This is a genomic window from Paenibacillus sediminis, from assembly GCF_017873765.1.
Classification (GTDB): domain Bacteria; phylum Bacillota; class Bacilli; order Paenibacillales; family Paenibacillaceae; genus Paenibacillus_AG; species Paenibacillus_AG sediminis.
Genome location: NZ_JAGGKP010000001.1, coordinates 791255 through 816908, shown reverse-complemented (window position 1 = coordinate 816908; position 25654 = coordinate 791255). Strand labels below are relative to the sequence as shown.

The window sequence follows — 25654 nt, the reverse complement described above, 5'->3', positions numbered from 1 at the left end:
AACTTTATTCGTGTTACGATTGCACAAAGATTAACCCACGTACCACATTGGAGCTATCTTTAACGATTTCAGCTTTAAATTTACCGCTGGGATTGACGTAATCGTTACTCGTTTCATCTAGAGCGCTTTTAAAAACTGGTGCTCCATTACCAATAACCGAACCATAGATCGAACTGTTTGGATTATCCTCTAGTACATTTCCATACCAAGTTCCAACAACTTTGTTTTTTCCGGTTTTCACTAATATCCCAAACTGATCCTTACCTTTAAACTTCCGCAGAGCGTTCGTTACCTGCGATCCGCTAATGGTTGTGCCATCATATACCGTAAATGCTGCTTGAGATAATTCAGTTTGAATGTCTGAGAAGTTGTTTTGTGCCGTCTTTGTAGCTTCTTGAGCAGAAATAAACAATATAACTACGATCGTAATAAGTGCGATGGTAAGAAATATACCCGCGGCTACTTTTAAAGCTGTTGAAGCGTTATTCATTCGATTCCGACCTCCAATGGATTTAATTAAATTTTTTGAATCTGATCGTAATATTCATTCATCTGCGTAAAGCTCATTCCAATCAGCGGAATGACTAAATAGCAGAAAATTAACGCGTACATCGGTGTAAATCCAATCATTCTGCCTAGAGTCGCTTTCGTGTTAATCGTTTGCTCATATTGTTGCTTTCGCTGCTCGAAGTAAAAAGCCATTTCACTTTCTAAATCATCGAACGCTTGTGAAATCGGAATTCTGTCGACAGCAAGTAAAAGCTTGTCCACAATGCGACCAAATTCCGTGAAAGTCACTTCATTTTTCATTTCTTCTAAAGCCATCTCGGCACCATGCTCATAATGGAGAAGACACTTCTGGATTGGTGTTTTGAAAATGATAGCAAACCGATTCATCCACTCTAATATGTTCTCAACGGATATCCGTTCCATCTCGCGGAGCATCGATATAACGGTGTTAAATTGATAAACCTCGTGTCTCATATCCATATAACGAACCTTTTTTTGAAAATAGAGAAGCCATAGCGGTATGTAGTACCCAATAAGGCCTGCAATGATAGAAATCAGCAGTTCCCACCATTTAAAATATTCGTTATTCCACTGCCTAAGCTTGCCAAGTACACGATTCGTTTGCTCTATGACCGCATCATTAGACAGCTTCTCACTGTTAGTCTTAACTACGTTTGCGACTTCCTCATAAGATGCATTAGCTGACATATGCACCTTTTTCATTACAGTGCGATCTCGTTCACTTAACGTTTGTGCCAGCTGCTGTTGCTCAGGCGACATTTTGCCAAAGAGCATTTCATCTTTTACGGGGGCATACAAAATTTGTGTCTTAGCGTGCTCATGTAAAATGATGCAAGTAACAAAGCACGCACTGAAGCAAACAATAAACAGAACTGCTCTCCTAATGTACAACCACTCGTAACGAAGCGTTGCATTGGTATCCCGCAATAGCATAATGATTTTAAAATAAGCGCTAGTGCGAGGATGGGGCGCGATTCTTTTAATCAGCCATCTCGACAATCGCCAAGAAGCTGCTCGCTGCTCCCACGATTTGCGTTCCCTCCCCGCTCGGTATATCGTTTCATCGTACTGCTGAAGCTTTTGCAATAAAATGTACGACACGATAATGAGAACGAAGATTAACATTTTCGTAACAAGCCCAAGTTTGCTGACGTAAAAATCATCCATAGCCGGGAAATTGCCTCGAGCCCACCGTTCAATCGGCTTTGTAAAAAAAACAGGAGCAAGCGCAATCACATTCAACCCCTTAAGTAAATAATCGAGCTTATCTCTGCGTAAGATTTCAAGCTGAATTTCCTTTGTAAGACTGCTTAATCCTTGTAAGTAGATCGATCCTTGAGACTTCAACTTATCGCCAAACTCCATAATCATGAAGGAGATTCCAGCGAAGGCTTTCAAGAAGCGATTCGGAGCTGTCTCATAGTATTTTTCCAACTCTTCATCAGGATGGACTGAAGTTAGAGCTTCGTAGATTCGGTAGGCATGCTTCGTAATTTCAAACTGTGACGTGTCGGCAGCTTCATAGATTGCCTCTTCGACCATACCATGCTGATGATACCGGTGCCGCACATTCGCAACAAGATCAACCATTTGCGTTAATAATCTTCGTTCTAGTCGATTGACAAAAGTATCAATAAGCAGTCCGTTGATGACAATAGCAGCAATGAATATAACTGGAAGAAAGCTTACATCTGGATTGATCCAGAACAATAAACCAGAGCCAGCAGTCAACGTGCCAAGTACGATAAACGTCGTTTTCATTGTTTCTTTGCGAAGATGAAATTCATCGAATGCGTGAATGCTTGACAGTCGCTTGCGAATTTTCAACACGTATGTACGGAGAAATGCCACCCGCATACAGTACTGATACGACTGCTGTAAGAAATAGGTCATTCCTGCTTTCCAATGCTGAGTTCCCGCTTCCTTCGGAAATAAAACAGACTGAGCAACTCTCACTTTTCGCCGCTGCAGCCATAATAGCCCACAGCAGACTAGGACGAGTCCGGTTAGAGAGAAACACAGTATATAAATGAGTATTGTATGGCTAAGCTTCATTCGTTTCACCCCAATACTTGTGCACAAATTGCCTAAACAATCTAGCATCGTCTGAAGTCATCTGTTCAGCCATCTGTGATACATTTCCGTCAGAAATTCGATTGACCGCAACATACTGGCCGTTCCGATATTCGACAATGTTTCGAGATTCAAAGGCAGAACGATGAACTGATCTACGAAAAAATTCCGAGCTCACTTCCATGAACTGCCCCATCATTTGCTTAAGTGTTCCTCCTTGATTTATAAACGGCGTAAACTGCTCCTCTATACGTGGAATACACTCGGTTATTCGTTCGATATACCTCTGACCATTAGCGTCCCGCTTCAGGTGGACATCAAAGTTAATGACATTAACGACCTGCTGCTCTGCAATCATTTCGTCATGGAACATTCCTGTCTTAAGCAGTGAATTTCGCAATGAATGAATCAAATCGCGAAACGTCTTAGCATGATGCGTAAAAATCGTAAATAAACTGGCGACTTGTGACATTTGAATCATCCATGCAGCGACCTCATCCGTAGCTACTTCTCCCAAAATATTGACGGTTCCGTCAGTTTTCTTCTGCACATCTAGTCCTTGCTGACCTGTCACATTTTCGGTCTCCCGAAAACTTAAAATATTCCGTCTACTGTAAATATTTCGAAGATGGAGCTCAAAAGCCATCTCTTGCACGCGAAGTGTGTAGGATGCGTAAATATGTTTGACCATGGCCATGAGAAGTGTCGTTTTTCCTGATCCTTGAGCGCCTGTAATTGCCGTAATCCGGCTGCCTTTCATAAGGAACGTAAGGAGTGCTATTGGAAGCTCTGAATTGTTGTCACTAATTAACTGCTCTAAGGAAGCATTGGGGACATCAAATTTCCGCACAAAAAATGCCCATGATTCCGCAAATGGCGGTCTAACAACGACGACGCGCGAACCATCCTTCATTTCATTCACTTTATAGCCGTTCGCTTCCGACAACTGACCAGGGTGATTGTATTTATAAATGTTTTGACAAACACGCTTTAGCTCTAGATCTGTACCGAAAGACAAGAACGATAAATGAATGGATTTGCCTTTAAAAAATATCCACACGCTATCGCATCCTCTTGCAGGCAATTGATCGGGATGGATCATTTGCTTCGTGTAAAGCGCTAAATCACCTTGCGACCAAGCTGTTTCACCTGGTATACCGTTGACCCCTCCGCTGACACCATCGATGCGCTGATCGCGTATGTCATCCACAACCGAGAATCCTTTGTAATGCTGATATATACGCTGCACTACGATTTGCACTTTCTCTTCAAACTGAAGAGGACGGTATTCCTTTTGAAAAATATGGTCGATCTCTTCTTTAGTCACAACGTACGAAGGCTGATCTTCGAAGGGCGAAGACTTCTTTAATTGATCTAGCTTGTACTTATCAATTAGCTTCGTAAGTGCATCGTATTGATATTGCTGCTGATAGATGTAAAATATAATTTCAAATTTATCCTGATCCGTTAATGCATTGATATCCTCGAAAGGAATGGCAAAATGAATGTTTTGCTCGTTAAGCCCATATGACTTTCGAAGTAAACCAGAAATAAACTCCTTAACATACCGTTTGTCATGAACATCTCCAGAAATACACCCCTTTAAAGCGCGCCTTAACTCGGACCGTTTATTCAATCTCCGTCTATATTCTTCCTCATGTAACCCAAGATCCGTCAATTGATTATGACTAAGTTCATGGAGCGTTTCTTTGATGTATGATGTCATAGTGTCTAAAGAATACGAAATGTGAGGATCACGTTGTTCAGAGGAAGAACTAGCCGTTTGACGGAATAACAGAAACAATAGACATGCTCCTGTAAGGAGAATGAGAAAGATTAGGAGCAGGTTAGCTATATCCGCCAATCATTTACGCCCCCTTCTCAAACTGCCTCAGAGTAACTTCCATCCCTAGCATTTCAATCATACCTTTACCCAAATTCCTTATACTGCACATAAAATTACCAATTGAATCTCTCTTCTCCATCCGATAATTCCGCTTAAAGAAAGAGACCAAATCACGATCATTCCAAGCGTCCATAAACTGAGTATTGTAAGGAATACCGAATATCGCACCTTTAAATCGGAAGCGCCGTTTTATATTTTGTAAATTGCTATTCGACTCAGCATCATAGTTGCTGATAAGAACAATATAAGGTTTACCATGCATTGCTTCTGGCCAACTATTTTGAGAAAAGAATGATTCGAGTACCCGCATGTTCTGAGGTAAACAAGCAACGATTAAGTCTGCCTCACGAAATACAGTTGTGGAAGCCGAAATCGTACTAGGTGAATGATCAATCATAAGTAAATCGTAGTAGTGACCTGCTGTATGTAATATAGATTGGATCAATTGTTCACTGTCATATACATGGTTAGAAGTCCCTTGCCCTCCGCCGGTTAACAAATCCAACCTTTCTGGAAGAAGAGAATGCATATAATCGGCAATATTATCCTTTGTTAGCTTGTGACTCATCCAAAGCCTTGCAAGCGCATCGACCCCGCTGTCTCGAAACGATAGCAACGCCGAATCATACAGTGAATCCTTAAGCGTCAAAGCTTCCTCAATACTTGACCCTTGTGTTCCTGTATGGCCTACGAGCAACCGTAGTCGATACTCAAGACTAATCATCATAGAGACAGCCGACATATAATATGCTGAATCAACACTGCCTTGTACTGGACTCCAAAACAATACTTTACTCATGAACTTCCCCTTCCCGCACGCTTGGAAACCTTAATCGCGCGTTTAATGTCTGTTACCTGAATATTGGACAAATGACAAATTAGTGCACTAAGCCCACGCAAATATGAATGGGATAACTGCTTCATTCTTAATGTTCTGTTGTACTCATTCTCGAGCTTAATGGCATAATTCATTTCATCCCAAGGTATTACAACTTGCTCCGCATCTGTGTCCCACTCAAATGGGAGATGCTCTACAAAAGAATGAATATACGTTTCTTCAAAATGCCAGTCTACCGTGTTCAGATACACTTGATTGAACTTTAATGCAGGGCTTAATGATTGCAGACCGCTGTATTCACTGAGCAATTGTTCAAACCACGCAGCGCTTTTCTCCACGCAATACCTCTCAAACGTAGTCAGCCAAATCCGACCTTCTGCCTCTTGCCAGCAAACCTCTGAACAAAAGCTGACGATGTCGATGTCATATAGCACATAGTCGTACTGTTCAATCCCCGCTTCTTCCTCAGATAAATATTGTTCCAAATGAGTATTTGACTGAAAGCTGATCGCCACATCGAAGCCTGAAAATTGTGTGATGCTCATGTATGAATCCACACTTCCGATGCTGTATATGTACTTCTGCCGAGCTGTAGCATCGACGACAAGTACCTTATGACCGGCAGACGCCAATATTTTACTCACATACAGAATGAAATCACTTTTGTCACAAATGCCTGCAAACAGCCATCGCTTCATTCTGCTTCCCCTCCGACACCCGTCATCTGTTCCACTGCTTCTTGCTCATGAACAGACTGGTCCTTAAATATAAGACCCTGCTCCCCTGTTTCCATAGATGTGGAAGGAAGATTGTCTTGTTGTACTGATTGCGCCGCTTGTGATTGTTCAGGAGTGACGACACTAGAAGGAGCATTATATACAGGCATCTGTGCTTCCAAGTCATCTTCTAATTGTTCACGTATCTGCTTTGATAAATATTGCTCCGCTTTCTTCACGATGTTCGGATCACTGTTAAGAAGTCTCTGCACTTCCTCATTCGCTGGATAAGTCGGAATCGCTTCATCCTGCATTTGTGGCTCGACATAGGTAAGAGCGTACAATGTTGCTTTGTGCAAATAGGCATCAACCAAAGCACTTGAGAGCAATAAAATTTCCGTTTCATTCATCTGAATCCACATCGTCGGAGATGCGAGCTTATCAATCTTTTTCTTAGATAAAACGATATAGTCTTGACCCGTAGGAAATTGAATACGGATATCAATGACATCGTTATTTTTCAAATCAGAAGGAAGTCCAATCGAGCTTAATTCTCGGTTACGAAGATCTGCAGGGGTCGGTTCTTCAGCGAAAATCATAGACTTAGTGATCAGTGTCTGTTTATGAAGTTCAATTTTTAACACTTTCCCTACTAAATCCTCTCGCTTCAGTACTCGATTATCAGGTACGCTAGCTCTAGGCAGCTGTATCGCCTGTAAGTCACTTTGTTTGATATATTCCCCTGAATTCATATTACGAACTGGAACCCATACATCAACTAATGACTGACGTTGCTGCTCTTCCGCTTGCTTCATCGCCTCAATCTCACCCTCATACTGCTGTCTTATCGATTCTTTGATATTATGGGCATGCATCAAGCTGTAAATGATGTACCCGGCAAAAAATAATGCTACGATCGCAGCTCCAATGAGTCCCGCGTATATTAAATGTTTTGTGCGCTGTCTTATTTTTGACATGATCATTATCCTTTCTTGGCATGTCTTTCATCATTTTGCCGAAAACCAAAACCGTCTACGCTTCACTGAAGATGGAAGGTATCCTTTAAATATTTCACCCAAAGCTTCGTCCATCGCATCATCCTGGTCAAAAGGATCCAGGTGCAGCGGCAGACCGTATACACGCTGATTGCTAAGCTCCTTCTTCAACCGCTGAACAGCTTTCGATGGTGCGAGCGGCATACAGTAATTCCATTTATGCTGCGAATGAGTGCTTAACGCCTTTGAAAATAAGATCATATCTTGCTGCCGCCATTCGGCGCCTGAGCCCACAACGATCGGAATATTAGACCTTAAAAATTCTTCAAAAAGCTCGTTATCCTCGTAAGCCCCTAAGTCTAGAACAATAAAGCTGTACTCGCCTCCTAATAAGGACAGAATGTCCCCTGCCCCTACTTGCCTCCAATAATGAATATCATCGATCTCAAATTGACGGCTAATGAGCCTGAAATCTCCTGCATCCTCGACAATTTGCTGAATTCGATAGAAGGCCTGTGATTTACCGCCCAGCTCAGCAATCGCAACCTTTGAATATTGCCGAGATAAGAAATGTGCGATGGCAACAGCCGTATGAGTTGTCCCTACACCGTGAGTTACTCCTATGACAGCGACTACCTGTGTGCCTGCGGGTACGATTCTCCTATGTTTTGCAGCAACTTGATTAGGATCTTGAAGAGCTGACCTAACCTCTAATGCGGACTGATATCGGTCGTCCGGATCATATTCCAGCAGCTTGCGAATAACTGGGAGCAGATAGCTCGGCCAATCTTTGCGAATAAACCTATCTGTGCCGTTGACCCATTCTGTATAAGTGCCTTCTGTAGCAATGAACAGCATCATAGCACCTAAACCATACAAATCGGACCTCGGGTCGCTTTGACTGCCGCCATATTGCTCTGGAGCCGCAAAACCTAACGTTCCGAGCTTTACTGTGTCTTCGTGCTGCTCTTGTTTGTAATTCCGTGCAATCCCAAAATCAATCAGCCGAATTTCCTCTGAAGGAGTGATCATCACATTAGAAGGCTTCAAATCGCGAAAGACAATCGGTGGTTCATGGGTATGCAAATATTGAAGCACCTCGCAGATCTGATCGATGAAATGAACAATCAACTGTACGGACCCTTTATCACGAAAGTTCTGTAAATATTGAGTCAGTGTCACCCCTTCTATAAAATCCATGACGAGATACGTATAACCATCCTCATCTGGCGGAAAAAAATCGATAATTTGGGGCAATTTCGAATGTTTTAACGTAATGAGCATTTGCGCTTCATCCTGGACTCTGTGATAGAGATCTGGTGTAGATACGCTTTCCTTTACAGCCCATACCTTCCCAGGCAGCTTCATATCTTCCGCGGCAAACACATGACTCATGCCCCCAGTTCCAATTTGCTTAGTAATTCGGTAGCGATCTCCCAGAAGCATCCCTTGTGCTAATTTAGATGGATTTTTCAACATGACACCTCCTTCTTTAAGCAAAAAAAAGAAAGCACCCGAAGTTGTATCGTCGTTCAGCACTATGCACTGAACGTTACATTTCTTCGGGATGCTTTCCCTTTTATCATCGTCTGTATAATTTTGGAATCATTATAGATCAAGCTTTTACAAAATGTAAAGCATTATTTTTGATTCTCATCATTCTGCTCTTATATTCAATATATAAATATTTAATTACATTAATAAAATTTAATATTTGATCATATATAACGTAATTTCGTCGCGGTTATGAAAAAGCTGCTTCGCTCTCTGTATTTGCATACGTGCATCTTCAAACTCTTGAATGACCTCACGAATAACTGCCATCGGTTTTTTGTGCAGTAATTTCACGGTCACAATAGCTGTTCCCCCAGGCACTAACGCATATAGCAGATCCGTAACCAATTTAACCATCAGCTTCGGACTCCAGCTCATATCGCATACGAGCAAATCGAACTGGTTTTCTTTAAATTTTACATCAGCTGCATTCTTCTTGAAATAAGTAAGTTGCGGTGAAGCCATCAACGATGGATGCATCTTTGCTGGGTCGACAGCTGTCACATGAATTCCGCGTTCAATAAGAAAAGACGTCCATCCTCCAGGTGCTGCTCCAATATCGAGCGCATTCCGGAAATTGGTGAAATCTATGTTAAACGTTTTCTCCACTTCAAGCAGCTTGAATTTCGCCCTCGAAATTTGTCCTTCTTCCTTTTGGAAACGAATAGCTCCCCCGCTCCAATCGGATAAATTATCTTCTGGCGAAGAAACACCTGCAAACAATTTATCTTTTGAAACAAAAATCGAAATGATCACATCTGCATCGCGCAGGGCGAATTCCATATTTGCTGAAGCAAGCTGCTCCTGCACCCATTGTTTCAATTCAGCTGGACTCCCTTCATATGGGCTGTCTCCAGATTTTCGAACTTGTACGGTCGTTCTTAGTCCATAAGTATCTTTACGGTTTAATAGAAATGCAATCATCGCCTCGAGCGCTTGCTGCTGCGAATCATTTCCTTCATCACTAACAATCGCTTGTTCAAACTGAACGGGCTGAATATGACGAAGGAAAATGGGCGGATGCTCGGAAATGAGCTCTATTGCTTCCACAGCTGAGCGATTGAGTGTTGCCAAGAACACTTCACCTGAAATCAGCATCGTGCTCTTGACCGCTCCGAATAAACGCCGTAATTCTTCTTGTGCGTAAGGGGCAAATCCATGATTTGCAGTACATATAAATCTGGAATGTCCTTCGCGGGTGTCATTACTAGTTATTTGTTCATTATCCAAATGAGGTTAACCTCCACTCCGTACTTTAATCCACGGCCGATCTCCGGACCATTCTAAATCAACTGGAATTTCATACGTATTTAATAGTGTTTCTGTTGTTAATACTTCTTTTTTGGGGCCTGCTGCCTCTAGTTTGCCATCTCGAATAAGAGCGACATGAGTAAATAGAGGCACAATTTCTTCGATGTGATGGGTAACGTACACAACGGTTACGTCACGCTGACGAAGACGATCGATTTCAACCAACATTTTCTCACGTTCAAACAGATCTAATCCTGCACATGGTTCGTCCATAATAAGGATACGCGGATTAGCCATCAGCGAACGAGCGAGCATTACTTTTTTTCGCTCCCCTTGGGAAAGTGTCCCTAACGGATTATTCGAAGCATGTCCAAGATTCATCTCTGCGAGAAGGTTCATCGCTTGTAATTTTACTTCATCAGGAATCGTCTGATAGAATCGTAAAAATGCAAAAGCACCCGTCGCTACAACCTCCCAGACCGGATCTGAAAGTGTTAATTTCTCAAGCAAAGACTGACTGATATATCCGATCTGTTTACGTACTTCTCGAACATCACAACTGCCGTACGTATTGCCAAGCACCTCAATCTTACCTTGTGTCGGAAACAAATAGCCTGTCATCATTTCAAGCAGTGTCGTTTTCCCTGAGCCGTTGCGACCCAAGATCGCCCAATGTTCGCCAGAAGCAATTTGTAGGGTGACATCATCAAGAATAGGTCGTTTGTCTCGAAGTAAAGTGATATGATCCATAGAAATCATTCAATCACGCCCCTTATCTCTGCCAATAGGTGCTGTACTGAGTTCATCTGGTAGAGAAGCTTCGGATCATGATCGCGATTTTGATCAAAAAGCATAATACAAGGAACACTGCTGATTTTATATCTCATTACGAGATTTGGCGTCATGTTAACGTTGACACGGTAAATAATCTCCTCTGAAATGAGCTGCTCCACCACTTCCAGCATCCTTTCTGTCATTTTACACGTACCACAAAAAGGCGTATACAAGAAAACAGCAGCCGGATCGTTCCCCTTTTCGATCAATTCAAACAGTTCCTTCTCTCCCATTTCCTTCATCTTACTTCACCTTCGGCAATTTGAGTTAACACAGAATGCGGCATCGGTCCATCATGCAGCACTACATATTCTGGTTTATGCTCATAAAGCATTTCATACATTTTCCGTTTACCTATCAAACTGGATGTATGCAAATATATTTCACGTGGATAAAGTTTGTCCGTTATCATTACCGCCACAACATCGGTACCTGTCATTTCTCCCGGGCCCATATCATGGTCGAGCGACAGAATACCTACTTCGCATTCTCTTAGCAGTTCAAGACATTCTTCTCCGCTTCGTGCGAGTGTAAACCCAGCGGGGCACCTGCGCATATCATCCATAAAGACGTGTATCATCATTCATCCTACTTTCAATCATAACTGACGAAGCATTCATCGTCATGTCATCTAATGCGACTCTGCTTCAATTACCCAACTGCGAACGCGGGAGATATCTTCACGATGAGTGCCGTCTTGTCCTTCTTCACTTTCCAATATAAGAGGAATGTAGGACAGCTCTGGATAACGAAGCATCTCCTTAAATCCACGCTCCCCAATATAACCCGTCCCAACACGCGCATGCCGATCTTTACGAGAACGATATGGATATTTTGAGTCGTTCAAATGAATCGCAATGAGATGATCGAAATAGCCAAGATTTTTTCCTTTATCTAAAAAGGCATCCCATGCATTTTCCGCCCACATCCCTGCCGCAAAGGCATGACACGTATCTAAGCAAAATCCGATCTTCTCCGGGGAAGCTGACAACTTGCGGATTTGTACCAACTCTTCCAATGTTGTTCCCATGCCGCCATGATCGCCTGCTTGATTCTCAATAAGTAATTTCGCCGAACCTTCCCAATTCGCCAGCACTTCATTGATACATTCAATAATGTTTTTATATCCGTCAAGCGGATCCCCGTAGGCTTCCTTATACCTTCCAAAATGTACAACAATACCAAGCGACCCGCAAGCTTCAGCAATTTGTAAATCGTTACGGAGCGAGGCGACGATTCTGCCAAACAAATCGCTATGTTTACGACTGACCGCTAAATTGGACGGATATGGAGTATGCGCAATACTTACAATTCCTTTTTCCCGGCAAAATCGAAGGCAACCTTCGGCATCACGGTAATCTATCGTTTTCACGCTTAAACTGCGCGGATTTTTCGGAAAATATTGAAAAGCGTTTGCTCCGATTTCCCATGCTGTTTGCGCTGCTTTTTTATATCCGCCGCGGATACTGATATGACTGCCAATTTTAAAATTAGTGGTCATGCTGACAATTCGGGCAATAAAACGCCTTATGGCCAGAAATTTCTGTTTTCACCACAGCAGTACCGCAGCGTACGCATGGTTCCCCTTCACGGTCATACACTTTACATTGATCGTTATAACCGCCAGTAAGCTGGTCATGAACCGTAAGCGGCAACTCCATATAACCGCCTCCCTCTATTGCTTCCGTTAGTACAGATCGCATCGCAGTATACAGTCGTCTAAGAGACTCTTCTGAGAGATCTTGAAGCTTCACATCCGGCCGAAGTTCTGCTGCAAAAGCAATCTCATCCGAATAACAATTTCCTATCCCTGAAATGATATGCTGATTGATCAGGGTGGTCTTTAATGAACCGCGCCGACCTTGCAATAAGCTCACAAAACGGTCTTCAGTGAGACGACGATCGAATGGATCGGGTCCTAAATCTGCCAGTTCCTCATCGACCTGTTTGGCACTTAACAGATGAAGGAAGCCAAGTCTTAAGCCGATAAAATAAAGCGTTTTACCAGCAAACTCAATATTGATTTGTGTATTTCGATCAGGGCGATCTTCTTCCATTCCTACATACATCAAGCCGCCAAGTCTTAAATGAAGCAGAAGACGTCCCCCATTATCCAAGTGAAAAACAAGGTACTTTCCCCTGCGTTCCACAAAAATAATTTTTCTTCCAACAAGTTCCTTAATGAATTGTTCCGACTCTATATTAATTGACTTCTCTCGATTAACTATAACATTCTGAATAGGCAAATCGAGCACTTCTTGAGAAACTAGTTTGCGGTATGTTTCCATTTCCGGCAATTCCGGCATGTTCATCTTTCCTTTCAGTCCATAGTTCCGATTGTAAAATGTAAAAGGTGATTAAAGTGCATCAATGAATTGGTTTAAATTGTCCCAAATAACATCCGGCTTTACCTGAGTGATCTGCATATGATCGTGCATATTGTCAGCAGTCGTAATTCCTGTAAGCACTAATATGGTGCCGCAACCGGCCGCTGCGCCAGCAGCAATATCTGTTCGTATGTTGTCACCAATGACAGCCACTTCATTCGCGGACAGTCCGATTCGATGAAGTGCATATTCCATTAGTATGGAGGAAGGTTTGCCAATGATAACCGGTTTTATCCCGGAGCCTGCTTCAATCGATGCAGCGATCGTTCCCGCTCCAGGCATTAATCCGCCATCAGTAGGCAGAAGTAAATCTGGATTTGTTAAAATATACTGCGCCCCGTTACGAATCCACCTCAAAGCCTGCGTCAGCTTCTCATATGTAAATGTACGATCAATGCCTTGAACTACATATTGTGGGTCATTCTCTACCAATGTTAACCCTGCCCCCTGAAGGGCATGCCGCAGTCCTTCTTCACCAATGACAGCCACTTTGCCGCTTGGCGCTTGTGATGCGATATATTGTGCCGCTGCAAGCGAAGACGTGCATACATGCTCTATTTGGGCAGGTATACCCATCTTTCGTAAATGAACCATGACTTCTTCAGGTGTTCGGCTAGAGTTATTTGTAACGAAAAGATAAGGAATTCCTTGATCATCCAGACAGCGAATAAGCCTGTCCGCTCCTTCGATCATACGATTACCATGATATAACGTTCCGTCTAAATCAATTAAATACCCTTTCCATGCTCCCATGTAGTTTCACCCTTTCCACGCTTAGCTAACTGTTGTTTGCCTGCATAGTTAAAGTAAATGACACCAAGAATGACCACAGAGGCACCCACAACTTGGGACAACAACAGTTGCTCACCCAGAAGAATAAATGCAAATAATGCCGTAAATACAGGATTTAAATTGAGAAACATGCCTGAAGCTGTTCCGCCGAGCTTTTGCACCCCGATATTCCAGAACAGCATTGCGAGTACCGTACCCCCAACGCTAATATAGGCTTCAGCACCCCAAAAACTAGGTATCGGGTTACTAATTTCAAAATGTAGAATGCAGAACGGAAATAAAATGATCGTCCCCAGTATACCTGACCATAACGTCGACATGTAAGGAGATACGTACTTAAGCGCTTTTTTGCCAGCTACCGAATACACTCCCCAGGTCGCGACTGCAACGAGCATATATAAATCCCCAACATTAAAATTTAGCTGCAGTAAGTACTCTAGATGTCCCTCGGTCAATACAATCAATACGCCGAATAGGGAAATGATCATCGCCGCCACTTGGCGCGGACGAATCGATTCTTTGAGAAGCAGAAAGCTGAATATAACAATGGACAAAGGATTAAGCGTTGAAAGCAGTCCCGTATTCGTTGCACTCGTTCTCTCCAGCGCCCAGAACATAAATAAATTGAACAAAATAACGCCAGTCAATCCCATCACAATAAGTGCCAGCCACGCTGACTTAGGTGGAATAATCCTCTTCTCTTTCATCCATACAAAAGGAAGCAACACGAGGCTCGCAATGCCCCATCTTAGAAAAGTCAGCACCATCGAATCAGCATGCCCAACGACAAATTTACCCGATACGAAATTACCGCCCCATAGCATACTTGTGAGCGTCAATAAAATAACATACAACCAGCGCAAATCGATCCCCTTCTCTCCTTATAATGCTTAGATGACAACTCTGTTTGGTCGTGATGTATTTTATTGCATTAATTATTAATCGCATTATTTAGTAAAACCAATCCAATAGCGATACCTTTCTTCAACAATTACAGACCTATTCATACATAATATAGCGCTCTTCATGTAACCATCGGGCAACTTGATGTGTGCATACAAAAGTTACTTTGAAGTTACTTGTCAACAAACCACACTCTGCGTCGAAGGAAATCGAAGTTTAATTCCGTATCATAAAAAGTTTCTGCTGTAACTTGTCAATTCCTGCGCTTTCCCGGAAAATAATTTATTTCCGTATCCCATCAGGCACTGGATAAAGCTCATGCTCTTTAGCGGTATAAGTATTCGGAAATACCGATCGCGCTTCATCCTGAAGCTTAAGGAGTTCCTCCTCATTCTTATAACGTGAGCTGAAATGAGTAATAATCAGCTGTCCTACTCCCGCTTCTTTGGCAGCCTCAGCAGCTTGCAGCGCTGTACTATGATGATATTCGTGCGCCGTCTTGGCCAGTTCATGAAGAAAGGTTGCTTCGTGCACGAGTATATCAGCGTTTACGGCGAGCGGAATGACGTTCGAGCATGGTCTTGTATCGCCTAATATCGTAACGATTCTTCCTTTCTTCGGTTCCCCGATCACTTCTGATGGATGAATAATTCTGCCCTCTGGCGTTTCAACACTTTCCCCATTCTTCAATTTACCGTACAGCGGTCCTGGCTTAATGCCAAATTGTTCTAGCAGTTCACCATTAAGCTTCCCTGCCCGATCTTTCTCCGTAACACGATATCCATAACTGTCAATTCGATGGTCTAATAACGCCATTTCAACCTTAAATGTATCGTCCTCAAAAATGACACCGCCAGTATGCTCCTCTACTATCAATTCGTAGTTCACACGCGATTGGCTAAGCTCTAGCGTAATATCCAAATACGTCTTAAGCCCAGGGGGGCCATAAACTGTTAAAGGCGAAGTACCGCCCTGATAAGCTCTGCTTGAGAGCAGTCCAGGCAAACCGAAAAGGTGATCTCCATGTAAATGCGTTATAAATACCTTCTCTAATTTGCTAAGCTTTAGCGGTGAACGAAGGATTTGATGCTGTGTCCCTTCCCCGCAATCGAACAACCAGAACGATCTCCGTTCCTCTAACAACCGGAGCGCGATCGACGTTACATTGCGTTCGGTGGATGGTACCCCAGCATTCGTTCCTAAGAAATACAGTTCCATGTCCGATTTCACCTTCTTTCTATGGTTCAAGCAGAAAAACCTCCGAATCCTCGGAGGGTTTTTCCTTTATACTTTCTCTACGTTAAAATATTGCGCTTCAGGATGACTGAACACCATAGCAGACACGGAAGCTTCTGGTTCCATCATAAACCCTTCTGTCAGGTTCACGCCAATATCTTCTGGCTTCATGAGTTCAAAGAGCGGCTCTTGATCTTCGAGATTTGGACATGCCGGGTAACCAAATGACACCCGAATCCCTTGATAACGCGCTCCATGCCGCTGTTTCATCGTCATATCCGCTGGGTCTGGGAATCCCCACGTATCGCGCATCATATGATGTACCCGTTCTGCTAACCCTTCCGCTACTTCGAGAGCGACAGCTTGCAGCGTGTGCGAACGTAAGTAATCCCCTTTATTTTTCCACTCGTAAGACAGCTTGCTCACTCCATGACCCGCCGTGACTACCAGGAAGCCGACATAGTCCATCACACCGCTGTCTACTGATTTTAAGAAATCAGAGAGACACAGATAAGGTTCTGTCTGTTGTCTCGGGAAAGTGAACGTCTTAATCACCTTCGTATGATCCTCTGGATCATAAATGAGAATATCATTCCCAGAAGATTGAGCTGGGAAGAAACGATACATGGCATGCGCCTGAATAATTCCATCCCTAACCGCTTCTTGTAGAATTTGATCCACGGTCTCTTTCAGTTGAACCGCTCGCTCATCACCCTCAGCCAGCATTTGCTCTACTTTACCTCTCAGCCCCAAATGATGTCCTAACAACATTTGCATATTCACATACGGGATAATATGAGAGATTGGATAATTCCGCAGCACGTGCCGCTCACAGTCAGGCGGAATATAAACTGGATGATCTGACGAAATGTTCGAGCGAATCACTCTTGTAAGCTCTGGAAGTGGTTTGGATCCTGCAGTTTGCTGCTCATCCGCTTCCTTCTCTGCCTGTGCGTCTTCAGCTAATTTTTGACGAGAAGCCGGGTCCATGATTTTATTGGCGAGATCCAGTCCATCCATTGCATCTTTCGCGTATAGCACGAGTCCATCGTATTCAGGGCGAATCCGCGTTTTTGTAAATTTCCGTGTGAGCGCAGCTCCCCCTACCAAAATCGGTACATCTATATTCGCATTTTTTAAGTCTTGTGCAGTGATAACCATTTGCTGAGCTGATTTTACAAGCAAACCTGATAGACCAATTGCATCTGGCTTCTCCTGTCTATATGCCTCAATAATACGCTCTGGTGGTACTTTTATACCCAAATTCACAATTTCATATCCGTTATTGGAGAGAATGATCTCCACCAAGTTTTTACCTATGTCGTGGACGTCGCCTTTCACAGTCGCGAGCATAATTTTCCCTTTGACAGAAGATTCGTTCTTCTCCATGAAAGGTTCCAAATACGCAACCGAGGCTTTCATCACTTCTGCACTTTGCAATACTTCTGCAACGATGAGTTCGTTGTTGTTGAACAAACGTCCAACTTCCTCCATGCCCGCCATGAGAGGTCCGTTAATAATTTGAAGCGGTGAATATTTACCAAGCGCTTCGTCTAAATCAGGAATCAATCCTTCCTTAGTACCTTCAACCACATAAGAAGCGAGACGTTCTTCAAGGGTTAAATTCGAAATTTTCTCCTTCTTCTCAATCTTCTTATTCCGGAAGGCCGCTACGAAATCAGCCAACGTCTGATCATTCGTATTATAAATTAATTGCTCCGCAAGTTTCCGTTCTTCCTCTGGAATAGACGCGTAGCGCTCCAATTTCTCTGTATTGACGATGGCGTAATCAAGTCCTGCTTTCGTACATTCATACAAAAATACCGAGTTAAGCACCTCACGCCCCGCTTCAGGCAGACCGAAGGACACGTTGCTAATACCAAGTACCGTATGACATTCTGGCATCGCTTCTTTAATTAACCGAATCCCCTCGATCGTCTCTTTTGCAGACCCGATATATTGCTCGTCACCCGTTCCTACTGGAAACACCAATGGGTCAAAAATAATATTTTCTGCATTGAGGCCATATTTATGTACAAGAAGATCATATGAGCGCTTAGCGACTTCCAGCTTACCTTCTCTAGAGATGGCCTGTCCTTTTTCATCAATCGTACCCACAACGACAGCTGCGCCGTACTTATGGATCAGCGGCGTTACTTTTTCAAATTTCTCTTCGCCGTCTTCTAAGTTAATGGAGTTAATTATCGCTTTACCTTGGCTGTATTTCAAGGCTAGATCAAGGACATTGGGATCGGTCGTATCGATCATCAGCGGCACTTTTACCTTCTTAACGACCAGTTCAAGGAACTTCTTAATATCTTCAGCTTCATCACGATCTGGATCTTGGACACAGACATCAATCACTTGCGCACCGTTTTTTACTTGCGCGCGAGCAATTTCAGAAGCTTCTTCGTATTTACCTTCGACTATGAGTCTTTTAAATTTGCGCGATCCAAGGACATTTGTTCTCTCGCCAACAAAATAAGGCCGGTTCTCTGCTTCCACATATACAGGGTCTATACCCGATAATGCAGGCGGATGACTTCCCGCAATGGCTCTTGGTGTATAATCCTTCAATTTATCGGCCAGAGCGCGTATATGTGCTGGTGTAGTCCCACAGCAGCCCCCCGCAATGTTAAGCCAGCCTTGCTCAGCAAACGCAGACATTTTCTGTGCAAGAGAATCAGGAGACTCATGATAGTTACCGTTCTCATCAGGAAGTCCAGCATTCGGGTAGCAGCTTACAGCCGCTTTAGAGATTTCCGACAAAGAACGTATATGGTCGCGCATAAATTCCGGTCCCGTCGCGCAGTTAAGCCCGATGGAAATCGGATTCAAATGCTCAAGAGAAATATAGAACGCTTCAATATTTTGTCCGGCTAATGTCGTTCCCATTGGCTCAATCGTACCTGAGATCATAATTGGCAATGTCGTTCCGGTCTTGTCGAATGCTTGCCGAATCCCAATCGAGCCTGCTTTTACATTCAGGGTGTCTTGAGATGTCTCGAGCAGCAATGCATCTGCTCCGCCTTCGATCAGCGCAAGCGCTTGTTCTTCATAGCTTTCCACGAGCTGATCAAACGTAACCCCTCCCGTCACCGAGAGCGTTTTCGTTGTCGGCCCCATAGCACCAACCACATACCGCGGACGATTAGGCGTACTATATTTGTCCGCTGCAGCCCGAGCTAACTTCACGGCCTCTAAATTAATTTGACGCGCTTTATCTTCTATATGATATTCCGCCAAAACAACCGAAGTTGCTCCGAACGTATTCGTCTCAATTAAATCAGCGCCCGCTTCTAAGTACATTTCATGTATACTCTGGATGACATCAGGGCGAGTGAGCACTAACATTTCATTACAGCCTTCTAATTCTTCACCGCCGAAATCTGCCGGCGTCAAATTTCGCTGCTGAATCATCGTACCCATAGCACCGTCAAGAATTAAAATGCGCTCTTTCATCAATTGCTGCAAGCTAGGTTTATTCATCTCTATTCCCCCCGCAAAACGTTAACAATTAGTTTATCAGAATCGTCAACATTAGAAAAGATAAAAAGAACGCATAACCGAATATAAGCGAAACATTAATGTATGGAATGATCGTAATTAACGGCTGAAAATATTCATCGACATCCGAATATTTTTACTATATAATAGCAATAAAAATAACCTAATCAAATTAATCCAAGTGGAAAAGAGGGAATATACGATGGCACAAATTCGAATTCGCAATACGAATGAACGCATCACAGGTGACGAGAATGTCCGTCAATTTCTAAACTCTCAAGAAGTTATATATGAACATTGGGATATTTCTAAATTATCCCCTGAGTTGCAAAACAAATTTGATTTAACAGACGATCAAAAAAATGCAATCCTTAACACTTTTGATACAGAAATTAAAGATTTGGTTGCTCGCCGCGGTTACCGTACTTGGGACGTTATTACATTAACAGAAGCAACACCAAATATTGAAGAGCTTCTTAAAAAATTCGAATCGATCCATACTCATTCTGAAGATGAAATCCGTGCAATTATTTCAGGAAACGGTATCTTTATTATTAAAGGCGCCGGCGATGTTGGTTATTTCGATGTTGAATTGGAACCAGGGGACCTGATCTCTGTGCCAGAGAACACACCTCATTTCTTCACTCTTATGGAAAACCGCAAAGTGGTTGCGGTTAGGTTGTTCGTTGAAACAGACGGCTGGGTAGCTCATCCATATGAAGATCCAACTTTCCAAAAGGCATAATTTAATTGATTACTTAAATATTAAGCCCCGTCTTCACTGAAGGCGGGGCTTTGTTATGTTATGGGTTAATCGTAAATTCAGTGAGCGGCATTGTATGCTGATCATGCGCATACACATGTGCGTAAACTCGATATGTACCTGCTTTGGAGAATGATTTGTCCAGCGTATAAATGCCGTCCTTCGTATGTTTTGCGGGAACTTTTACACGGTTGTTGACGTTCTGGACTTCCCAAATTTCAAATTCAACTTTGTCCGCATCGTCTACAACCTTTGAGCCTTGAGTCACTTTCGCTTGAAAGGTAACCAGTTGCCCAGTCTTTAATTGCTGAGGACTAATGGTCACTACTGCTTGAATAGGTTCAAGGCTTAGATCATCAGCACCTGCAGAATTGCTGCAGCCAGCTATTAGTATGACTATAAATATGAGCATTAAATGAAGCCGCCATTTTCTTTTCACACATCGACACTCCTCTGTCGCAGGCACCAAATATCAGTCCATCAACAAATGATTATTCTTAATTCAAACTTTCAATAATGTGATGCAGTTCGGATAAGTGAGTAATCTCATAAGCTGGAATAATTTCATCATTGCGTTTCTTTCCGTTTCGGTTTATCCATACGGACTTCATGTTTACGCTATTCGCGCCTTTAATGTCCGTTGTTAATTTATCGCCTACCATTAGGCCTTCTTCAGGTTTAATGTGCAAAAGCTCTAATGCATGATGAAAAATTGAGGGATCTGGTTTGCCAACCCCAAATTTCCCGGAAATAACAATGTGATCAAAAAAAGCTGATAATTGTGGTACGCCATCCAATTTCTCTTGCTGCAGTGCAGGACAACCATTCGTTAGAAGGAGAAGCTTCACGCTGCCCTTCAGCTCTTCCAAAATGCGGAATGTCTCTTCATATACGTGCGGACGAGATCTTCGCTCTGCTGCAAATTGTTCTGCGAGCTGTTCTGCCAAAGCCACATCATCTACTCCCAGTTGAAGAAGTCCTCGTCTCCAAGACTCCTTACGATATACAGGAGCAAGCTGCTGCAGTTGACGGAATTCCGGTTGTTCACCAGCCGTAAAGTTCGCCCACAATCCTTCAAAAGGGTTAATGCCAATCAACTTGGTAAATGGAAATGTCTCATATGACTCATAAAGCTCTCTTGCCTGTTGACGTACAGCTTCTTCAAGCTTAACAGCATCGATTCCTTTAATACGCGCCGCTACCTGACAAACTGTTTCAAAAGCTTCCTGGACACTTCGTTCATCCCATAGAAGCGTATCATCTAAATCAAAACAAACCGCTTTAATAGTCATAATCGATTCTCTCCCCAATTCTTCTTATGATGATTGTTTTGCTTCATTTACAAAAGGAATTTTATGCGCAGCTGCGAATCGTTCAAGACGTTCTCCCATAGCTTGAATATCATAGCGATTAATAAGGCGAGTAAACACCCAGTTTCCGCCTCTATTTTTATGTTCAATCACAACCGAACCCGATTGCACGCTAATTTTCACAATATCTTGTGCTTCTAAGAAACGCTGACGATTAAACTTCGTTGTCACCAGTGTATTTTTGTCGACACGCAAATAAGGACGGCGAACAAAGATCATAACGCCGAGCAGGACATACATCCCCGTCGTTAACCAGTACACCCACATTGATTCTTTAGGTTTGGAATAAATGCCTAACAGTAAATAAATTAACCCTAGCGCAATAAGCGTAATCGGGAAAATAAAGTTGCGTCCATAATACACATCGCCCGCTGAGACTCCTGCTCCTGTGGCAGGTAATCCATGTTTTTTGCGCTGTTTGCTTAATTGCTGACTATTGCGCCTTACCTTTCGTTCCCAAGATCTTGACATAAATAATCCTCCCTAAGAGCACTCTCTGTTCAAATTTGTTTAAAAATATAGGAATGATACCTCTCGCTCACGAACCTTCAAGGTATCATCCCTAATGTTCTTCCACTAATGTTTGAAGCTAACTTTCTTAGGTTTGCTTTTATCATCATCAACAAATTCAATAGAATCAAGCTGTTGACGGAAATTACGGCGGATGTTACTTAAATAAATTTCACGAAGTTCAGCACGCTCTTTAAGCTCTTCTTTATTCAGCCCTTCTGATTTATGTTTACGAGCAAGCTCGTTAATGCGCGCAACTAACAAATCTATATCCATGGTTTCCCCTCCATTCGTTATAACATATTTACTTTGCCATGATAAAAAGAGCTTGTCAAGGCAAGCGAATTCCATTCGCAGCTTAACAAGCTCTCTTCCATTTCTAATCATTTAAAACGAGGTAAAACCAAAACGTCTCCAACTTCGATTTGACTCCCATTAAGATCATTTTTATTTTTAATTCCTTCTATATATATTCGAGTATCCGACCCAGCTGGTTTGTATTTCTCTGCAATGCCCCAAAGTGTGTCACCCGAATGGACAACGATCGTGTCTAGCGGCATGCTGTCAGTACGATCGGATGCAGCAAATGCACTAACCATCCCCGTGCAAGTGACGATCAGGATCATCGTGAGTATAAAAATTTTCGCAACAGTACTGCTTAAAAATCTATTATGTACGATACTCTTATATGAATGAACTACTGCCTGATTATTCAAATTGCCGAACCTTTTATCACTATTACTCCTAAAATTGGTACTCCTTATATTAGTACTCGTTGTATTGGACTCATAAATACTTTGATATGAACTATATCTCAACATAAACACCTACCCAAACATTTGTTCTATCACATGGCAATAATATAACACGAACATATGTTTTGTGCAATAGTTTTTTCGAACAATTGTTCTTATTCGAAGAATTTTTAGAACTTATGTTTGTACGAACGGAAGTTCTATGTTATAATTTTACCAAACGTTACTAGGCGAGGTAGATACGGTATGTCGAAAATTTCGAGTCGGCAACAAGCGATATTAGAATTTATAAGAAACGAAGTGCGAATGAAAGGATATCCCCCTTCTGTTCGCGAAATCGGCGAAGCTGTTGGACTAGCTTCCAGCTCTACAGTGCACGGTCATTTAGATCGTCTAGAGAAGAAAGGTCTTATTCGGCGTGACCCAACGAAGCCGCGTGCCATCGAACTTCTCGGTCAAGATGAATCTGAGGACAGCAACCAATTCACGCATACAGTTGCCCGGATTCCTGTCGTCGGTAAAGTCACTGCGGGTGTTCCCATTACAGCAACTGAGAATATTGAGGATTATTTCCCTCTCCCTCAGCACTTTGTTGGAGACCAGAAAGTGTTCATGCTTTCTGTTGTAGGCGACAGTATGATTGAAGCCGGCATTCATAACGGAGACTACGTTATCGTACGCCAGCAGCAAACAGCCGATAATGGAGATATCGTCGTTGCGATGACAGAAGAGGATGAAGCAACCGTTAAGACCTTTTATAAAGAGAAGGATCACGTACGCTTACAGCCTGAGAACCCAACTTACGAACCATTAAGACTTAAGCATGTTACAATTCTTGGTAAAGTGATTGGCTTGTTCCGCGATATTCATTAATATCAACCAAACACAAAAAAGGAAGTCTATTATTAGACTTCCTTTTTTGTATCTCGCACAAGCGGATTAATACAACGTAATATATTGATCGCGTTCCCATTGATGCACTTGCGTGCGGTACATATCCCACTCAATTTCTTTCAATTCATAGAAATGAGTGATTGCATGTTCGCCGAGCGCTTCAATAATAACATCATCATTGATAAGTTCAGTTAGAGCTTCTTTCAAATCAGCAGGCAGACTTGGAATACCTTCTTCGATACGCTCTTCTTCCGTCATCACATAAATATTGCGATCAATTGGAGCAGGCAACGGAAGTTCATTCTTAATTCCATCTAGTCCTGCTTTCAGCATAACAGCTAATGCCAAGTAAGGATTCGCCGCAGGGTCTGGATTACGCACTTCGATCCGAGTGCTGAGTCCGCGCGATGCAGGGATACGAATCATTGGGCTTCGGTTACTTGCAGACCATGCCACGTAACAAGGGGCTTCATAGCCTGGAACCAAACGTTTGTAAGAGTTCACAGTTGGATTCGTAATCGCCGCAAATGAACGAGCATGTTTCAGAATGCCCGCCATATATTGACGAGCTACTGAGCTCAGTCCAAGTTCGTCCATCTCATCATAAAAAGCATTCGTATTCCCTTTAAATAGCGACTGATGCGCGTGCATCCCCGAACCGTTAACACCAAAGAGCGGCTTCGGCATGAATGTCGCATGCAGACCATGTTGACGAGCAACTGTCTTTACAACGAGTTTAAATGTTTGAATCGAATCAGCCGCTTTCAGCGCGTCTGCATATTTAAAATCAATTTCGTGCTGACCTGGAGCTACTTCGTGGTGAGAAGCTTCAATTTCAAAGCCCATCTCTTCCAAAGTCAATACGATTTCACGGCGACAGTTCTCACCCAAATCGGTTGGCGCAAGGTCAAAGTAACCGCCTTGGTCGTTCAGTTCCATCGTGGGATTGCCTTTATCGTCTGTTTTGAAAAGGAAAAATTCAGGTTCAGGGCCTACATTCATTGACGTAAAACCCATTTCCTCAGCTTCCTTCAAGCAGCGTTTCAAAATGCCGCGAGGGTCACCTGCAAAAGGTGTGCCGTCTGGCATATATACATCACAAATTAAGCGTGCTACGCGATCTTCAGTAACCCAAGGGAAGATAACCCATGTATCTAAATCAGGGTAAAGATACATGTCAGATTCTTCGATGCGTACATAACCTTCAATGGAAGAGCCGTCAAACATCATCTTGTTATCGAGTGCCTTTTCCAATTGACTAACCGGAATTTCGACGTTTTTAATCGTACCGAGCAAATCCGTAAACTGTAAACGGATAAATCGTACATTCTCTTCTTTAGCAATTCGCAGAATGTCCTCTTTAGTATAACTCACTGTACACTCTCCCCTTCGCACCATTTATTTTTTATTAAAAAAACGAGACAATTCCCCTTGAATTAGCGATACTTGCCCCGGTCTTTCTCCTGAAACGAGTTGCTGCTTCAACAATCGATGGAGCTGAGAATCCGACAATTCCTTGCGCTTCACTTCCGTATCTGGTGTAATGACAGTCGCTTCCTCCGATTCCTTAGACACAGGGTTCATCACCTGTTTAATACCGGCAATGTTAACGCCCTTCTCAATTAATGCTTTTATTTCGAGCAGACGCTCAACATCATTAAAGGAAAAAAGGCGTTGATTCCCTGATGTACGGGCAGGCACAATTAATTGATGCTGTTCATAGTAGCGAATTTGCCGCGCAGACAGATCGGTCAATTTCATTACAATACCGATCGGAAACAAGGCCATATTTCTACGAATATCGTCACCCATCATCCATCAACCTTCCAATTTTCTAAT

General features: G+C 42.8%; 26 protein-coding genes. 2 read left to right on the top strand and 24 right to left on the bottom strand.

All coding sequences use genetic code 11. The features are described 5' to 3' along the window. Nucleotides 1-13 precede the first annotated feature (13 nt). The 17 genes from J2Z20_RS03925 to metH all read right to left on the bottom strand — a co-directional run bounded on the left by J2Z20_RS03925 (nt 14) and on the right by metH (nt 19505). A complete protein-coding gene (locus tag J2Z20_RS03925; RefSeq protein WP_209845586.1) occupies nt 14-490 on the bottom strand; it encodes an ABC transporter permease in 477 nt (158 codons plus the stop codon). Nucleotides 491-516: 26 nt separating this feature from the next. After that, nucleotides 517-2586, bottom strand: coding sequence for a hypothetical protein (locus tag J2Z20_RS03920; protein WP_209845584.1), 2070 nt, complete (start codon nt 2584-2586; stop codon nt 517-519). Further along, nucleotides 2576-4468: an ATPase, T2SS/T4P/T4SS family gene (locus tag J2Z20_RS03915; protein WP_209845582.1), complete on the bottom strand. Its 1893-nt coding sequence runs from the start codon at nt 4466-4468 to the stop codon at nt 2576-2578. Before J2Z20_RS03915 ends, J2Z20_RS03920 begins: the two co-directional genes overlap by 11 nt. A gap of 4 nt (nt 4469-4472) precedes the next feature. Continuing rightward, on the bottom strand, nt 4473-5309 hold the full coding sequence (locus J2Z20_RS03910) for a hypothetical protein (RefSeq protein WP_209845580.1): 837 nt from the start codon (nt 5307-5309) through the stop codon (nt 4473-4475). After that, nucleotides 5306-6046, bottom strand: a complete 741-nt coding sequence (locus J2Z20_RS03905; protein ID WP_209845578.1) for a hypothetical protein — start codon at nt 6044-6046, stop codon at nt 5306-5308. Before J2Z20_RS03905 ends, J2Z20_RS03910 begins: the two co-directional genes overlap by 4 nt. Continuing rightward, the gene (locus J2Z20_RS03900; protein WP_209845576.1) at nt 6043-7041 is read right to left on the bottom strand and encodes a flagella basal body P-ring formation protein FlgA; all 999 of its coding nucleotides are present in this window, start codon (nt 7039-7041) and stop codon (nt 6043-6045) included. The genes J2Z20_RS03905 and J2Z20_RS03900 overlap by 4 nt, the downstream gene beginning before the upstream one ends. Nucleotides 7042-7071: 30 nt before the next feature. Next, complete coding sequence (locus J2Z20_RS03895) at nt 7072-8538, bottom strand: serine/threonine-protein kinase (RefSeq protein ID WP_209845574.1); 1467 nt, start codon at nt 8536-8538, stop codon at nt 7072-7074. A 228-nt stretch (nt 8539-8766) separates the two neighbouring features. Beyond that, on the bottom strand, nt 8767-9843 hold the full coding sequence (locus J2Z20_RS03890) for a 23S rRNA (cytidine(2498)-2'-O)-methyltransferase RlmM (RefSeq protein ID WP_245251851.1): 1077 nt from the start codon (nt 9841-9843) through the stop codon (nt 8767-8769). 6 nt (nt 9844-9849) lie between these two features. Continuing rightward, nucleotides 9850-10623 (bottom strand): ABC transporter ATP-binding protein, encoded by a 774-nt coding sequence (locus J2Z20_RS03885; RefSeq protein WP_209845572.1) that lies wholly within the window; start codon nt 10621-10623, stop codon nt 9850-9852. Beyond that, nucleotides 10620-10940, bottom strand: a complete 321-nt coding sequence (locus J2Z20_RS03880; RefSeq protein WP_209845570.1) for a thioredoxin domain-containing protein — start codon at nt 10938-10940, stop codon at nt 10620-10622. The genes J2Z20_RS03885 and J2Z20_RS03880 overlap by 4 nt, the downstream gene beginning before the upstream one ends. Beyond that, on the bottom strand, nt 10937-11278 hold the full coding sequence (locus J2Z20_RS03875; protein ID WP_209845568.1) for a cyclic-phosphate processing receiver domain-containing protein: 342 nt from the start codon (nt 11276-11278) through the stop codon (nt 10937-10939). The genes J2Z20_RS03880 and J2Z20_RS03875 overlap by 4 nt, the downstream gene beginning before the upstream one ends. Nucleotides 11279-11329: 51 nt before the next feature. Beyond that, entirely contained in the window at nt 11330-12199 is an 870-nt protein-coding gene (locus J2Z20_RS03870; protein ID WP_209845566.1) for a deoxyribonuclease IV, read from the bottom strand. Beyond that, on the bottom strand, nt 12189-13004 hold the full coding sequence (gene mutM / locus J2Z20_RS03865; protein WP_209845564.1) for a bifunctional DNA-formamidopyrimidine glycosylase/DNA-(apurinic or apyrimidinic site) lyase: 816 nt from the start codon (nt 13002-13004) through the stop codon (nt 12189-12191). Before mutM ends, J2Z20_RS03870 begins: the two co-directional genes overlap by 11 nt. 51 nt (nt 13005-13055) lie before the next feature. After that, nucleotides 13056-13838 carry a TIGR01457 family HAD-type hydrolase gene (locus J2Z20_RS03860; protein WP_209845561.1) on the bottom strand — a complete coding sequence of 261 codons (783 nt, stop codon included), beginning with the start codon at nt 13836-13838 and terminating at the stop codon, nt 13056-13058. Then, nucleotides 13814-14740, bottom strand: coding sequence for a DMT family transporter (locus J2Z20_RS03855; protein WP_209845559.1), 927 nt, complete (start codon nt 14738-14740; stop codon nt 13814-13816). Before J2Z20_RS03855 ends, J2Z20_RS03860 begins: the two co-directional genes overlap by 25 nt. A 322-nt stretch (nt 14741-15062) precedes the next feature. Continuing rightward, nucleotides 15063-15998, bottom strand: a complete 936-nt coding sequence (gene rnz, locus J2Z20_RS03850) for a ribonuclease Z (protein ID WP_209847260.1) — start codon at nt 15996-15998, stop codon at nt 15063-15065. Nucleotides 15999-16064: 66 nt separating this feature from the next. Beyond that, nucleotides 16065-19505 carry a methionine synthase gene (metH, locus tag J2Z20_RS03845; protein ID WP_209845557.1) on the bottom strand — a complete coding sequence of 1147 codons (3441 nt, stop codon included), beginning with the start codon at nt 19503-19505 and terminating at the stop codon, nt 16065-16067. 220 nt (nt 19506-19725) lie between these two features. On the opposite strand from metH, the gene J2Z20_RS03840 reads away from it, so the two are divergent. Then, entirely contained in the window at nt 19726-20268 is a 543-nt protein-coding gene (locus J2Z20_RS03840; RefSeq protein WP_209845555.1) for a 1,2-dihydroxy-3-keto-5-methylthiopentene dioxygenase, read from the top strand. A 58-nt stretch (nt 20269-20326) separates the two neighbouring features. Here the strand turns inward: J2Z20_RS03840 and J2Z20_RS03835 are convergent, their stop codons facing one another. The 5 genes from J2Z20_RS03835 to J2Z20_RS03815 form a co-directional block, all read right to left on the bottom strand. Next, entirely contained in the window at nt 20327-20725 is a 399-nt protein-coding gene (locus J2Z20_RS03835) for a FixH family protein (RefSeq protein ID WP_342454253.1), read from the bottom strand. Nucleotides 20726-20783: 58 nt separating this feature from the next. Continuing rightward, a complete protein-coding gene (locus J2Z20_RS03830) occupies nt 20784-21578 on the bottom strand; it encodes an HAD family hydrolase (RefSeq protein WP_209845553.1) in 795 nt (264 codons plus the stop codon). Nucleotides 21579-21602: 24 nt separating this feature from the next. After that, the gene (locus J2Z20_RS03825; RefSeq protein ID WP_209845551.1) at nt 21603-22127 is read right to left on the bottom strand and encodes a methyltransferase; all 525 of its coding nucleotides are present in this window, start codon (nt 22125-22127) and stop codon (nt 21603-21605) included. Between the two features lie 105 nt (nt 22128-22232). Beyond that, nucleotides 22233-22442 (bottom strand): DUF896 domain-containing protein, encoded by a 210-nt coding sequence (locus J2Z20_RS03820; RefSeq protein ID WP_209845549.1) that lies wholly within the window; start codon nt 22440-22442, stop codon nt 22233-22235. Between the two features lie 107 nt (nt 22443-22549). Then, entirely contained in the window at nt 22550-22882 is a 333-nt protein-coding gene (locus tag J2Z20_RS03815) for a LysM peptidoglycan-binding domain-containing protein (RefSeq protein ID WP_209845546.1), read from the bottom strand. 285 nt (nt 22883-23167) lie between these two features. Here J2Z20_RS03815 and lexA point away from each other — a divergent pair, with 285 nt between their 5' ends. Continuing rightward, nucleotides 23168-23794, top strand: a complete 627-nt coding sequence (lexA, locus tag J2Z20_RS03810) for a transcriptional repressor LexA (protein WP_209845544.1) — start codon at nt 23168-23170, stop codon at nt 23792-23794. Between the two features lie 66 nt (nt 23795-23860). Here lexA and glnA read toward each other — a convergent pair whose 3' ends face one another. Further along, nucleotides 23861-25189 (bottom strand): type I glutamate--ammonia ligase, encoded by a 1329-nt coding sequence (gene glnA, locus J2Z20_RS03805; protein WP_209845542.1) that lies wholly within the window; start codon nt 25187-25189, stop codon nt 23861-23863. Between the two features lie 24 nt (nt 25190-25213). Further along, the gene (locus J2Z20_RS03800; protein ID WP_209847255.1) at nt 25214-25627 is read right to left on the bottom strand and encodes a MerR family transcriptional regulator; all 414 of its coding nucleotides are present in this window, start codon (nt 25625-25627) and stop codon (nt 25214-25216) included. Nucleotides 25628-25654 lie beyond the last annotated feature (27 nt).

Coding starts and splice junctions, on each gene's coding strand:
- J2Z20_RS03925 (WP_209845586.1), bottom strand. CDS start 490: ATGAATAACGCTTCAACAGCTTTAAAAGTAGCCGCGGGTATATTTCTT.
- J2Z20_RS03920 (WP_209845584.1), bottom strand. CDS start 2,586: ATGAAGCTTAGCCATACAATACTCATTTATATACTGTGTTTCTCTCTA.
- J2Z20_RS03910 (WP_209845580.1), bottom strand. CDS start 5,309: ATGAGTAAAGTATTGTTTTGGAGTCCAGTACAAGGCAGTGTTGATTCA.
- J2Z20_RS03905 (WP_209845578.1), bottom strand. CDS start 6,046: ATGAAGCGATGGCTGTTTGCAGGCATTTGTGACAAAAGTGATTTCATT.
- J2Z20_RS03900 (WP_209845576.1), bottom strand. CDS start 7,041: ATGTCAAAAATAAGACAGCGCACAAAACATTTAATATACGCGGGACTC.
- J2Z20_RS03895 (WP_209845574.1), bottom strand. CDS start 8,538: ATGTTGAAAAATCCATCTAAATTAGCACAAGGGATGCTTCTGGGAGAT.
- J2Z20_RS03885 (WP_209845572.1), bottom strand. CDS start 10,623: ATGATTTCTATGGATCATATCACTTTACTTCGAGACAAACGACCTATT.
- J2Z20_RS03880 (WP_209845570.1), bottom strand. CDS start 10,940: ATGAAGGAAATGGGAGAGAAGGAACTGTTTGAATTGATCGAAAAGGGG.
- J2Z20_RS03875 (WP_209845568.1), bottom strand. CDS start 11,278: ATGATACACGTCTTTATGGATGATATGCGCAGGTGCCCCGCTGGGTTT.
- J2Z20_RS03870 (WP_209845566.1), bottom strand. CDS start 12,199: ATGACCACTAATTTTAAAATTGGCAGTCATATCAGTATCCGCGGCGGA.
- mutM (WP_209845564.1), bottom strand. CDS start 13,004: ATGCCGGAATTGCCGGAAATGGAAACATACCGCAAACTAGTTTCTCAA.
- J2Z20_RS03860 (WP_209845561.1), bottom strand. CDS start 13,838: ATGGGAGCATGGAAAGGGTATTTAATTGATTTAGACGGAACGTTATAT.
- rnz (WP_209847260.1), bottom strand. CDS start 15,998: ATGGAACTGTATTTCTTAGGAACGAATGCTGGGGTACCATCCACCGAA.
- metH (WP_209845557.1), bottom strand. CDS start 19,505: ATGAATAAACCTAGCTTGCAGCAATTGATGAAAGAGCGCATTTTAATT.
- J2Z20_RS03840 (WP_209845555.1), top strand. CDS start 19,726: ATGGCACAAATTCGAATTCGCAATACGAATGAACGCATCACAGGTGAC.
- J2Z20_RS03830 (WP_209845553.1), bottom strand. CDS start 21,578: ATGACTATTAAAGCGGTTTGTTTTGATTTAGATGATACGCTTCTATGG.
- J2Z20_RS03825 (WP_209845551.1), bottom strand. CDS start 22,127: ATGTCAAGATCTTGGGAACGAAAGGTAAGGCGCAATAGTCAGCAATTA.
- J2Z20_RS03820 (WP_209845549.1), bottom strand. CDS start 22,442: ATGGATATAGATTTGTTAGTTGCGCGCATTAACGAGCTTGCTCGTAAA.
- lexA (WP_209845544.1), top strand. CDS start 23,168: ATGTCGAAAATTTCGAGTCGGCAACAAGCGATATTAGAATTTATAAGA.
- J2Z20_RS03800 (WP_209847255.1), bottom strand. CDS start 25,627: ATGGGTGACGATATTCGTAGAAATATGGCCTTGTTTCCGATCGGTATT.